The 12,723-nt window shown below is 48.3% G+C and carries 12 protein-coding genes; 8 read left to right on the forward strand and 4 right to left on the reverse strand.

The features are described from left to right. Positions 1 to 145 precede the first annotated feature (145 nt). A complete protein-coding gene (locus Q7A_RS11965; RefSeq protein ID WP_169712031.1) occupies positions 146 to 1,339 on the reverse strand; it encodes a sensor histidine kinase in 1,194 nt (397 codons plus the stop codon). Between the two features lie 86 nt (positions 1,340 to 1,425). After that, on the reverse strand, positions 1,426 to 2,109 hold the full coding sequence (locus Q7A_RS11970; protein ID WP_014707869.1) for a response regulator transcription factor: 684 nt from the start codon (positions 2,107 to 2,109) through the stop codon (positions 1,426 to 1,428). 156 nt (positions 2,110 to 2,265) lie between these two features. On the opposite strand from Q7A_RS11970, the gene Q7A_RS11975 reads away from it, so the two are divergent. From Q7A_RS11975 to Q7A_RS11990, 4 genes are read left to right on the forward strand one after another with little or no spacing between them, the layout of a single operon-like run. Then, complete coding sequence (locus Q7A_RS11975) at positions 2,266 to 3,522, forward strand: TolC family protein (protein ID WP_089418543.1); 1,257 nt, start codon at positions 2,266 to 2,268, stop codon at positions 3,520 to 3,522. Beyond that, on the forward strand, positions 3,519 to 4,610 hold the full coding sequence (locus tag Q7A_RS11980) for an efflux RND transporter periplasmic adaptor subunit (RefSeq protein ID WP_014707871.1): 1,092 nt from the start codon (positions 3,519 to 3,521) through the stop codon (positions 4,608 to 4,610). Before Q7A_RS11975 ends, Q7A_RS11980 begins: the two co-directional genes overlap by 4 nt. After that, positions 4,610 to 7,696: an efflux RND transporter permease subunit gene (locus tag Q7A_RS11985; RefSeq protein WP_014707872.1), complete on the forward strand. Its 3,087-nt coding sequence runs from the start codon at positions 4,610 to 4,612 to the stop codon at positions 7,694 to 7,696. The genes Q7A_RS11980 and Q7A_RS11985 overlap by 1 nt, the downstream gene beginning before the upstream one ends. After that, positions 7,693 to 8,022, forward strand: coding sequence for a DUF3240 family protein (locus tag Q7A_RS11990; protein WP_044326399.1), 330 nt, complete (start codon positions 7,693 to 7,695; stop codon positions 8,020 to 8,022). Before Q7A_RS11985 ends, Q7A_RS11990 begins: the two co-directional genes overlap by 4 nt. 176 nt (positions 8,023 to 8,198) lie before the next feature. On the opposite strand, the gene Q7A_RS11995 is transcribed toward Q7A_RS11990, so the two are convergent. Together Q7A_RS11995 and Q7A_RS12000 are read right to left on the reverse strand one after the other, a co-directional pair. Next, positions 8,199 to 8,489, reverse strand: a complete 291-nt coding sequence (locus Q7A_RS11995) for a hypothetical protein (RefSeq protein WP_041354661.1) — start codon at positions 8,487 to 8,489, stop codon at positions 8,199 to 8,201. Positions 8,490 to 8,500: 11 nt separating this feature from the next. Continuing rightward, positions 8,501 to 9,283, reverse strand: coding sequence for a hypothetical protein (locus Q7A_RS12000; RefSeq protein WP_014707875.1), 783 nt, complete (start codon positions 9,281 to 9,283; stop codon positions 8,501 to 8,503). Between the two features lie 197 nt (positions 9,284 to 9,480). Here Q7A_RS12000 and Q7A_RS12005 point away from each other — a divergent pair, with 197 nt between their 5' ends. From Q7A_RS12005 to Q7A_RS12020, 4 genes are read left to right on the forward strand one after another with little or no spacing between them, the layout of a single operon-like run. Further along, positions 9,481 to 10,275, forward strand: coding sequence for a metallophosphoesterase family protein (locus Q7A_RS12005; protein ID WP_014707876.1), 795 nt, complete (start codon positions 9,481 to 9,483; stop codon positions 10,273 to 10,275). After that, complete coding sequence (locus Q7A_RS12010) at positions 10,265 to 11,164, forward strand: diacylglycerol/lipid kinase family protein (protein WP_041354663.1); 900 nt, start codon at positions 10,265 to 10,267, stop codon at positions 11,162 to 11,164. The genes Q7A_RS12005 and Q7A_RS12010 overlap by 11 nt, the downstream gene beginning before the upstream one ends. Continuing rightward, positions 11,161 to 11,616, forward strand: coding sequence for a DUF4112 domain-containing protein (locus tag Q7A_RS12015; RefSeq protein WP_014707878.1), 456 nt, complete (start codon positions 11,161 to 11,163; stop codon positions 11,614 to 11,616). The genes Q7A_RS12010 and Q7A_RS12015 overlap by 4 nt, the downstream gene beginning before the upstream one ends. Before the next feature lie 51 nt (positions 11,617 to 11,667). After that, complete coding sequence (locus tag Q7A_RS12020; RefSeq protein ID WP_202971531.1) at positions 11,668 to 12,675, forward strand: alpha/beta fold hydrolase; 1,008 nt, start codon at positions 11,668 to 11,670, stop codon at positions 12,673 to 12,675. The last annotated feature ends 48 nt before the right edge of the window (positions 12,676 to 12,723 follow it).

Below are 12,723 nucleotides of genomic sequence, written 5' to 3' on the forward strand. Positions count from 1 at the left end.
ATATATGTAAAACTGACTGAATCGTTGTCTAGCGGTTAATATCAAATGAACGGTGCATTTCCGTACTTCGTGAGAATATTCCAACCTTTTGTTCATAAGCTAACTCTCACGAGAAAGCTCGTCTCTGATAACCCGGGCGAATTGATCATAAGCTCGTGGATCCATCTCTCTCTTTTTGTTGAAAAATCACTGTTACTATTGTTCCGTGACCAAGAGTGCTATCTAGGGTGATAGTCCAGTGCAATCGATCACAAATTCTTCTAACGATATTCAGTCCTAGTCCTGTGCCCCCAACCTTGGAACTGTAACTACGCTCAAACACTTGTGACAGTTTGTCAGCAGGGATACCTTCACCTGTGTCGCTGACGGAAAATTCTTTGTCACGGAGGTGAATCCTTATGTTTCCTCCATGAGTATGCTCGATGGCATTTCGCAGCAGATTGCTAATGGTTATTTGCACCAGATTAACGGGCAGAAATAATTGTGGCGAGCCCACATAATTACGTTCTATCAGCACTGAATTGTCAGCGATCTGGTCTGCATAATCTTCCAGACATTGATCTATCAAAGCTACGAGATCGATAGGGCTGTCCTGATAGATCTGGCTGCTTTCTTCGCGCGACAAAAGAAGCGTTGCTTCGATGAAGGCAAGCATTTCTGTGCAAGCTCGGTTTATACGTTCCAACGCTCGCTGCGACGCAGGGCTATGAGTATCGGCCGAGAGTACATCCAGGGCGCCCATCATCACTGTCAGCGGCGTGCGTAGCTCGTGACTTGCGGCTGCAGTAAAAGATCGCTCCCTTTCGACAAATTTTTCCAAACGTTCCTGATACTTGTCAAACGAGGAAGCAATCTGACCGATCTCCGTGCCGACATAATCATCAGCAATACGTAAGCCGGTTTGTCCCGGCTCAATATCAGTGAGTCGCCGCGACAGATTCTGCACCGGTGCCAATATAGCCCGTGTAGCACTCAAACCCATGACAATCGCCACGATCAATACCAGAAAAAGACCATAGAGAAGCATACGTAATACAGCATGTTCCTGTGCTTCCCACTCGGTAATATCGTAGGTCAAATAAACAGGACTCCCATTCCATTCGCCCACTTCAACCTGATAAACCGAACCTCCCATCGAGACCGTGTGATGAGATCCTGGCTCCAACTCAGCAAACTCGGGGGCAATATTTGTGCTTTTCTCACCAATATGAAACTCCCAGCCGGTGAACAATGTATTTTCATGATAAGTACCATCATCCAGTTGTGCCGTTAGCACCCGCAACTGCTCAGCCACCATGTCACCGAAAACTCTTGCCTCCAGTTGTGACTTGATGAGCAAAACCCCTCCTGCAAACAAAAAACTAGTGACGCTGACGATGAGTACAAGTGCAGCGAGTATTCGAAATTTAAGGGATGCTTTAGATTTCATGGTAGTGATGGCTCGGCAACCAGTCGGTAGCCCGCTCCATGAATAGTGTGAATCAGTTTGGTGGCGAACGGTTTATCAACCACATTGCGCAGGCTATAGATATGCATCCGCAACACATCATTATCGGGCAGCATATCTCCCCATATGTGCTGCTCCAGTTCTTCACGGGTGACAACACGATGGGTATTTCTCATCAACAGCTCTAGCACTTTGCGTTGCACTGGATTGAGTTCCAACAGCTTACCAGCTCTTGTGGCAGCGAGAGTCTGCGGGTCGTAGTGTAAATCGCCCACTATCAACGTCCGTGGTGTGTGGAAGCTGCCACGCTTTATCAGTGCCTGCAGCCGCACTTCGAGCTCCTTCACGGAAAAGGGTTTCACAAGATAATCGTCGGCCCCCGCCTGAAACCCTTCTAACTTATCGTCAAGCTGATCACGGGCTGTCAGCATCAGCACCGGCACATCGTTGCTGCCTTCATTCCGCAGACGCCTGCATACCTCCATGCCATTAAGTCCCGGCAGCATGATATCAAGGACGATCACGTCATAACGCTCGCTAAGCGCGAGCTTCAATCCATGTGGTCCGGTTGTAGCAAAATCGAGCACATGTCCCTTGGGTTCGAGATAGTCAGCAATGTTCGCCGCGATGTCGCGGTTGTCTTCGATCACTAGCACTTTCACTGCCACCTCCTTACACCAATCGATAACTTTGTCAGTCTCCATCAGCGCATGTCAAAAAAAAGTCAACTCAATGGGTTGACAATTTTTTTACAACCTCTGACTTAGGCTGACGTAAAAGCTTTCACCCTCCCACTTTATATAGGGAAACTTTACAAAGTGAAAAAAACGTACATACAACGCCTTACAACACTGACCATTTTAGTTGTGCTCATGACCACGCCAAATCTGCATGCTCAGGAACTCGATCATGCGCCACTTACCACGACTCAAAATTTAAATTTTACTACCCTGCTGGAACAAACATTGGCACACGCACCTGAAGCTTTGGAAACCGAAGTACGGACAGAGCAGGCGCAGGCCATGGTAGATGTTGGTGAAAGCTGGATTGCTGGCCGGCCAAGCGCGCAACTAGACTATATCGATGATCAAATGCTCAGTGACCTGGGTGAACGCGAGCTCACTTATGGCATCACTTTACCCCTGTGGCGATCTGGTGAGAGGAACACCATGCAAGCCCGGGGACAACAATACAATGCCCAGGTAGCAGCGTGGCAAGAAGCTTTTACTTTGAGTATGGCAGGAAGACTACGCCAGGTACTGGCAGACATGCAGGATGCAGATACTCTATTGGCAACAGAACAACAGGCTACAGCAGATGCTCGGCAACTATTGTCAATCGCTGAGTCCTTGCACTCTGCGGGCGAAACCGCACGGCGTGATGTTTTGCAGGCTCGTACACTGTTGCTGGCCCAGCAACGAAATGAACTGGCTGCAGAGGCTGCCCGTGTTGATGCTGAACGTAATTACCAGATGCTGACCGGTCTAACTACGCGACCTGCAAAGCCGCATGTCGAAATAATCCAGACAACCGAAGAAGTTAGTCCAGAACATCCTCTATTGCGGCTGTTAAGAAGCGATATTGATCTGGCAGCCGCCGAAATCGACAAGACAGAATTGGATGCACTAGGCAGCCCCACTCTCAGCATTGGCTCACGTCGACAAAGAGCCGGTAACCAAAACGATTATCAAGATGCCTTGGCACTCTCAGTAACCATCCCTTTCGGTGGTCGCGCACATGTCAATGCTTCCACAAGTTCGGCGCGCCGAAACAAGGTCGACGCTGATGTGCGCTACCTCAATACTTACCGCGAGTTGAACCTGCAACTTCACGAGGTTGCACACGAGCTTTTCACATTGAATGAATCTCTGCCACTCAGCAAGGAGCAGGCCCAGCTGGCACGTCAGCAGTGGGAGATGGCAAAAACCGCTTTCGTTACTGGCGAAACCGATATAAGTCAGGTAGTCATCGCCTTGCAGCAGACGCGCCGGAGTGCCCGTGATCTTGAAGTGATTACTCTGCGACAAGCCCGCCTGATTACTGAATTTAACCAAATCGTTGGAGTCCTGCCATGAGCTTTTTTTTCCGCAAGAAATTCATTGTGGCTGTTTTGGCAATTTTTTCCGCATCTCTCAGTGCTCAGGAGATCGTGCCTATTAACAGTGAAGATGTAACCAGGATGGGGATTGTCTTTGCTCCAGCCATACCAGTGGACACGAGCTCCGGCGCACGATATGCCGCGACAGTCGTCAACTCACCGGACAGTGCTGCAAGCCTGACAACACCTTGGGCCGGTACACTGGTTTCATGGAACCTCATACCCGGACAGAGTGCAAGTGCGGGCACTATTCTCGCCACCTTCAGTAGTCCTTCCATCTTGCCACTGCAAAATACCTGGATCGATGCCGTCTCTGCTCTGGAAGGAGCCGACTTCGAACTGCGCAAAGACGAGTCTCTATACACAGAGGGCGTTATCTCGAAACAGCGTCTGACAAAGACCCGACTGCTAAAACAACAGGCCATGTCCGCTGAACGCACTGCGCGATCACATCTGGCACAAGGCGGTTTCGATAGAGCAAAACTCGAGGCGCTGCGCAAGCAGGGTTCGGGCCTGGGAGAATTCTATTTGGTGGTGCAGGAGGATGGCGTCCTGTCCCAGCGCATGTATAACGTCGGCAGCTATGTAGAGGCTGGACAAATCATCGCCACACTGAATGCAGGCACTCGCCGCTGGATCAGCGCTCAGGTTCCTGCCAAAGCAGCAGAAGCATTGGAGATTGGCCATCAGCTGAGTATTGCCAATAGTGGCGAGACATTGACGTTGCGCCAGAAGGACCTGGTCATCGACAGCAGTAATCAGACTATTAAATTGCTGGCGGAGTTTGATGCCGATACTTCCTTCACCACGGGGCAGGTCTTATCGCTTGTGCTGCCACCGGTCGGCAAGGGTGTGCTCATTCCTGACCGTGCGGTCGTGCATACTGGCGGGGAGACAATAATTTATGTGCGAACGGCTGCAGGGATTGAAGCACGTACTTTGGAACTGCAATCCATCGGTACTGACTATCTGGCATCCGAAGGCATTGCGGTTGGCGAAGAGATCGTCATTCAGGGCACCGCCGTTCTCAAGGGTATTCAACTTGGATTAGGTGGAGCTGAATAATGTTGTCTTCACTGATTCAATGGTCACTCAGCCAACGGCTACTGGTCTTGTTGCTGTCAATACTGTTACTTGGCTTTGGTGGCCGCGCACTGCTCAATATTCCCATTGATGCCTTCCCCGATATTTCGCCGACACAAGTAAAGATCATCATCAAGGCGCCGGGAATGACCCCGGAAGAAGTAGAGTCACTTATCACACAACCTGTGGAAGTAGAATTGTTGGGCATCCCGTTCCAAACCATGCTGCGCTCCATCTCCAAGTACGCACTGACCTCCATCACACTGGATTTTGAGGACGGTACCGACATCTACTGGGCTCGCCAACAGGTCACCGAACGACTCAGCAATGTCTGGGACAATCTACCCGGTGGCATCAGCGGCGGACTGGCGCCGATGAGCACACCTCTGGGCGACATGTTTATGTTCACCATCGACAATCCATCCATGACACTGGAGGAAAAGCGCTTCCTGCTCGACTGGACCATTCGTCCGGCGCTGCGTAACGTGCCCGGAGTTGCTGATGTGAACTCGCTCGGCGGCTTTGTGCGCACCTATGAAGTCAAACCTCTTCGTGAAGCCATGAGAGCAATGGGCATTAAGTTGCAGGATATCGCCGACGCACTCAGCACCAACAACAAAAATGATGGTGCCGGACGGATCGATCAGGGAGAGGAAGTCATTCTGGTTCGCGTAGAAGGGGCGATTAACGGCTTTGAAGACATCAGCAATACGTACGTCGTAAATGCTGAGGGCGATCGCATTCCGCTATCAGAAGTGGCACGTATCACCACGGGTAGTATGGAGCGCTACGGCGCGGTTACCGCGGATGGTGGAGCGGAAGCCGTACAGGGCTTGGTGATCGGGCTGCGTGGAGCCAATTCCCGTGAAGTTGTGCAGGGCGTTAAATCCAGGCTGCAGGCGTTGCAAGATACCTTACCAGAAGGCACGCAGATCAGAGTCTTTTATGACCGTACGGTACTGATCGAAAGTGCTGTAGGCACAGTATCTTCTGCCCTTCTGGAAGCCGTGGTTTTGGTTATCATTCTGCTTGGTTTGTTCCTTGGCAATGTGCGTGCCGCACTTACTGTGGCTGTCATCCTGCCCTTATCAGCCTTGTTCACGTTTCTCATGATGGGAAATATGGGGATGTCAGCCAATCTGATGAGCCTGGGGGGACTGGTTATTGCGATCGGCATGCTGGTCGACTCATCCATCGTGATCGTCGAAAACATTGTGTCATCACTTGCGCATCAGCGCGGCACACGCCGACTGCCACACCTGCATATTATCTACCGTGCCGTGCGGGATGTGGCGGCCCCTGTGACCTCCGGTATCATCATCATTGTCATCGTGTTCCTGCCGCTACTGACACTGGAAGGGCTGGAAGGAAAACTTTTCGGTCCTGTAACGATAACCATCGTCTTCGCCTTACTTGGATCGCTGTTGTTATCCCTGACCCTGATTCCCGTCATTGCGTCATTCCTTGTCCGCTCTGATGCCCATGCTGAGCCTTGGCTGAGCCGAACCCTGGCAAAAACCTATAAGCCTTTGTTGCGTAAAGCACTGCTTCACCCCATCGTGGTTTTAAGTGCCGCAGGGGTTTTGCTGGCAGCCAGCTTTGTGGTGTTTCCACTGATTGGCAAGACCTTCATGCCCACCATGGATGAAGGCGATATCCTCATTCAACTGGAAACAATTCCGTCGATCAGCCTCGAAGCAAACACTCGCATCGTGCTTCAGGTCGAACGTGCGATTCTCGAAGAGGTACCGGAGGTTGCACGCATCGTCTCACGTATCGGTTCAGATGAGATGGGCATGGATCCGATGGGACTGAACGAGACTGATATTTTCCTGCAGTTACGTCCCGTCGAAGAATGGGGCGTCGCGACCAAGGCAGAACTTGAACAGCATCTTCGCGAGGTAATGGATCGTTTCGTCGGTCTTAATTATGGATTTACGCAACCGATCGACATGCGCGTATCGGAGATGCTCACTGGCTCGCGTGGTGATGTCGCCATCAAACTGTTCGGCCCCGACCTGACCACACTCAACGCCCTTGCGCAACAGATCGCTACGCAAGTGGAGACCATTCCCGGTGCCATTGATACCTTTGCAACACTCAACGAGGGCGCTCAGTATCTACAGGTGAGCATCGATCGCATCATGGCCGGGCGGCTGGGGCTGGATGCTGATGCACTGCAGCTTCGTCTGCGTGCAGAGATTGAAGGTGTCAACGTCGGCAATGTCATTGAAGGCAGTGCACGCATACCCCTGATGCTGCGCTACGCAGCCATTGAAGGTGATGGTCTGGCGCGTCTAAACGACAGCTTCATTGACTTGCCTGATGGTGGCAAGATTCCGCTTTCAGAGATAGCCACTGTCGCCCGTGTTGAAGGACCCATTCTAATTTCCCGTGAATCCGGTCAGCGTTTCAGTGTTATCCGCACCGATGTGGCAGAACGGGATCTGGTGGGCTTTGTAGAAGATGCACAGGCTCTAATCGCAGACAATGTCGAGCTGCCGGATGGATATCATCTGGAATGGGGCGGCGAGTTCGAGAATCAGCAGCGTGCGGCCGCACGTCTAATGCTCGTGGTGCCGCTCGCGCTTGCATTAATTGCACTACTGCTGTTTCTGACGTTCCATTCCATTAAACAGACGCTGATAATTCTGTCTAACATTCCCTTTGCCCTGACAGGCGGACTGATCGGTTTGTGGGTGACCGGTGAGTTCCTGTCTGTGCCTGCATCGGTGGGGTTCATCGCTCTGCTGGGTATTGCAGTATTGAACGGCGTGGTGATGATGACCTACTTCAATCAATTACGAGCTAAAGGTCTGGATATTGCCACGGTGGTAACTGAAGGCGCACTGCGACGGCTGCGTCCGGTGATGATGACCGCTACGATCTGTGCTTTCGGCCTGGTGCCACTGCTGCTGGCTACCGGCCCAGGTTCTGAAATTCAACGTCCACTGGCGATCGTCGTGATCAGTGGACTGATCAGTTCCACCCTGCTGACCCTTTTTATGCTTCCAATCATTTATAAGGCATTTCATCGTCCCCTCAACAGCTCTGGAGACAGTGTATGAACACGTCAACTCACGGACAAACTACCGAGGAAATCTGCATACTGATGCTCAACATTGCACCGGAACTCGAAGAAGATTTGGTGGATTACCTGCTTTCCATTGAGCAGATTGTGGGCTTTAGCTCATACACCGTTTACGGACATGGTCAGCAGCAAGGACTTAGCGTGGCAGAGCAGGTCTCGGGGAGGCGCAAGCGTTCGCAATACGAATTGCTCGTGAGTGCGCCGACCATACCGATCATTCTCTCAGGACTGGCTGAAGCGGTAGGACGTGGCATCGTCTATTGGCAACAGCCTGTCAGTAATTTTGGCAGAATCGAATACTGATAGTGTTTATTTAGCAAATAATGTTCAGTCAGTCCGGTTGAGATTCAATATCAATTTGGGCAACTTAGAATAATAAAAGCAAGTAATGTAGCTATACGAAAATTCATAAAAACTCCAAATGTTAAAAAAAAAGGCGCTAAAAGCGCCTTTTTGAATGCGATGTTAAATTACCGAATTTATTCCTGCTTGATCAAATAAATATTTTTCAAGCCTTTAGGTGACAGCGAACCATCATCGTTAATAATCAGGATTTCCTCATCCTCTTCGCTCAACTCAATCAATATCTGGTCACCATCAACTCTATATTCATATTCCTGCATCTGTCCTTTTTCACGAATCATGACTTTGCCATTGGGTTCAAACGTGAAGTGATAGATGCCAATGTCATCAGCATAAGTGCCCTCCAACCCTGAGCTACAGGCTGTCAGCCAAAGAGAAAGTAGGCTAATAATAAGTATTTTTTTCATCTGATTGTTCCTTATAAAGTAGGTTTACTACTACCAGCCAACCTTGCTTCAGTCGCTTCGGTTTGCAGCTGCTCAACCCATTCCATCGATTTCAGGTTAGCTTTCACCCACGTCGGTGCATCTATCATGGTGGCAGTGACTCTATTGGCTGGTGCATCGGGTTGTAACATGCCCATTTCGTATACGAGATAACCAGCACAATCATCAATACTGGTAAGTTTGGTATTTTGAAACCGATCCAGGAAATAACGGTTACCACTCGACAAAAAGATACTCTTCATAATCTGGTCAATATCCGGCGACATCACCAGATTGGTAGCGGAATAACAGCTCTGTTTTCCCTCTGGAAACCACCAGACCAGACGACTCCCGATAGTCTGAGGTTCACCATATTTATCGTTAAGGGCCGCCATGTATTGACCTACCGTCGTGGGATTATTGCGTGTGGTGACCATTCGAGTAATCGCCACAACCCGAGACTGTTCCGGTGGAGGCGAAAAATTCACAATGAAGCTATCCTGATCCCGGCCTTTTTCCCCCATCACATCTTTTCCTGCCGTCACGCTATGCAGGAAAGTCTCTGTTTTGTGGAGTTCAGCCCCGTCGTGGTAATGAAAAAATTGATGTTGTTGCTGAATACTTTCCGGTTTCGCGCCATAATCAAGCAGCGTCTTTTCTACTTCTTCAAAGCTCATACCTAATTTCAGTCCGACAATATCAAAATCATTGGCCTGAACTGTCGTCATAAAACTAAAACAAAAAACGGTAAAAATAACCCTTTTAAGCTGTTTCATCCCCTCCTCCTTGAAATTCGCTGGAAATAATTCCAACTTTCCTTTTAAGTTATTTTTCCATAAAAGACAAGTACTTAAATTACTTCTTACGATGATGTTGCTTCACATTAAGGCTTAAGTAAGCAGAAGGCAGGACAATAAGTATTTAGAAGTTAAGCAATGTCTTAACAGCATCCGCCACCATCTAGAGGTTGTGCATGAAACGGATTTTACATATTTCAGATTTACATTTTGGGCGTTTGATACCCAAAGTATTGTCTGTACTTAATCAGAAAATAACTGAATTATCTCCAGAACGGGTCATTATCAGTGGTGATTTGACTCAACGAGCCAAAACCAGTGAGTTTATTCAGGCCGCAAATTTTCTTGATGGACTCATTCCCCCGTATTTGATCACCCCCGGCAATCATGATTTAAGTACCTTCCGTCTGCATGAACGGTTCCTGTATCCCTGGAAAAAGTGGCAGCAGTTTATTACTGCGGATCTGGAACCCACCATTGCAACCGAGGCATATAAGATCATCGGCATTAATACCGCCAGGCGAGTCGGTTATTCTGCTGATTGGTCCCGGGGACGTATCAATGCCCGTCAAATCAAACGTATTCAGGACTTTTTCACAACAGCGTCACCTCAGAAAATTCGGATTTTAGTGGCTCATCATCCTTTTTGGTTACCCACGGGTCACCAACATCGCGGTTTGATTGGTGGCGCTGAAACGGCTATTCAACAGTTTCAGCAAAATGGCCCGGATATTATTCTCAGTGGTCATGTGCATTTGGATTATTGTCATGTTCATGGTGGCATTATTATCTCTCATGCCGGAACAACCACTTCAGACCGATTACTATCCGGCTATCCCAATAGTTTCAATCTGCTTGAAGTTGATCCTGACAAGATTCTGGTTTCCCGTTATCACTGGTCGGGTAATGATTTTGCTTATCTCACCAGACAGTTATTTATCAAACAAACAGATGGTTGGTATGAACAGTAATCCTGGCTTCAATTCATTGCCTGTATTTATCAACAAAAATGGTGGCAATGCCGATAAGGTGATAGCAGCCTTGTCTTCAGTGTCTAATGTCACTGTCAATATATTGGATGTAGACGAGCTGAATGCAGCTGTTCAAAAAGCTGTTGATAAGGGACTTCCACGAATTGTAGTGGCTGGTGGCGATGGAACCCTGTCACTGGCTGCTGTAATCGTGGTTGACAGTAATACTGAATTGGCCATTATTCCGGGAGGTACGCTGAATCATTTTGCCAAGCGTCTTAATATCCCTCTCGATATTGATGAAGCATTACAACTGGCTCTCAACGGACAGGCACAACCGACATCATTTGCCATGGTGAACCAGCAGCTGTTTCTAAACACCAGCTCGGTCGGGGCTTATGTGCACTTTGTAGAAAGCCGGGAAAAGCTTGAACGTCACTTGCCCTATCTGACAGCGAGCTTCATTGCTGCTGTTCGACGATTAATCAATTTCAGACGGGTAAGTGTGCATATTAACGATACCAAATTTCTCACTCCTTTAGTCTTTATTGGTGTGGGCGAGAGACAGCTTAAACTGCCAGATGTGGGGCAGAATAAACGCGGTGGTAAGCAGGGGCTACACTTCATTGTGTTACGTTGTAGTACCCGGATTGCCGCATTAACTGTAGCGGCTCAAGCGATGTTTCGTGGTGTCAATCCACTTTCACGTGAACAACAGCTGGACAATGCCGTTGTTGAACGAATCGAAGTTAATGTCCGTTCACGCAACAAGTGGTTAACTGTCGCTGTTGATGGTGAACTGGTCAAACTTAAATCCCCATTAAAATATGCGTTTTATCAACAAGGCTTAAATGTGGTAAGCCTTCTGGAAAAGGATATCGAATCATGAAAACAAAAAGTCGTTTTGTTGAATGTTTAAGTTGGTTTCTGGATGAAAGCATCCCCCTGCCCGGTGGCTATAGAATTGGTCTCGATGGTTTTATTGGTCTGATACCGGGGGTCGGAGATTTTATAGGTGGCCTGTTATCCAGCGTCATTATTTATAAGGCTCATCAATTGGGCGTACCGCGAATGATCCTGGGCAGAATGATTATCAATATGATGATCGACACGGTTCTGGGTGCTATTCCGCTTGCCGGTGACGTGTTTGATTTTGTCTGGAAAGCGAATAAACGCAATGCGATGCTGCTGAACGATTATCAGCAACAGCCTCAAAAGATTTATCGCAAATCTCTGCTGGAGAACATTGTCTTTATTGCCGTGTTATTGGGCATTCTGGTGCTGATGATTGCGTTGATCGGCTGGATAATTGGTTTGATCGTCACAGCAATAAACAGCTAGGGTCATAATAAAACCACCATCATTATCTATAGCGTTTACTGGATAATGTTTATGGAGAAAATGTTTATGTTTCACCTGCTTTATATCGTTATTATGATGTTCACCCTGCCCGTTCTGGCTACGGAAAATAAGTACGGCCCCAGACTGGAAGGTTTTGAGTATCCGTTTGCCGTTGACTATTTCCAGTTTAATTCACAAGGTCAGTCCCTTGAGATGGCCTATCTGGATATTCAGCCTGAAACACCCAATGGTCAGGCAATGGTGCTGCTGCATGGTAAAAACTTCTGCGCCGCTACCTGGGAAGGTACTATTCAGTTTCTGACAAAAAATGGTTACCGCGTTATTGCACCGGATCAGATTGGTTTTTGTAAATCCAGCAAACCTGATCATTATCAATTCAGCTTTCATCAATTATCCACCAACACCAGCAAGTTACTTGATCATTTAGCGGTTGAGCGTTATTCGGTTATGGGGCATTCAATGGGCGGTATGCTGGCCACTCGTCATGCTTTGTTAAACCCTGAAAAGGTTCAGCAGTTAGTGATGGTAAACCCCATAGGTCTGGAGGATTGGCTGGCCAAAGGGGTGCCCTACCGTGAACTTGATGATTGGTATCAAAATGCCCTGAAAACCAACGCAGAGAGCATTCGTCATTATCAAAAAAATACCTATTATGCTGGAACCTGGCAGCCGGAATATGATCGGTGGGTGGAAATGCAGGCCGGCATGTTTCGGGGCCCGGGAAAAGAAATTGTCGCCTGGAACTCAGCGCTGACCTACGACATGATTCTGACTCAGCCAGTAGTGTATGAATTTAAAAATCTGCAAATGCCAACTTTATTGTTGATAGGTGAACAGGATAATACGGCGGTTGGTAAAAACCTGACACCAAAAGATAAACAATCTGAGCTGGGTAACTATCCAAAAATCAGCCAGCAAGTGGCTGATCAAATACCTGATGCCACTTTAATCACCTTTAAAGAGTTAGGTCATTCGCCACAAATTCAGGCTTCGGATAAATTTCATCAGACGTTGATTGAAAATTTACACCGTTATTGAAAATCACAGTGGATATTTGCAAAAAAAAGGGCCGCTTAGCGACCCTTC

It is taken from the genome of Methylophaga nitratireducenticrescens, assembly GCF_000260985.4.
Taxonomy (GTDB): Bacteria; Pseudomonadota; Gammaproteobacteria; order Nitrosococcales; family Methylophagaceae; genus Methylophaga; species Methylophaga nitratireducenticrescens.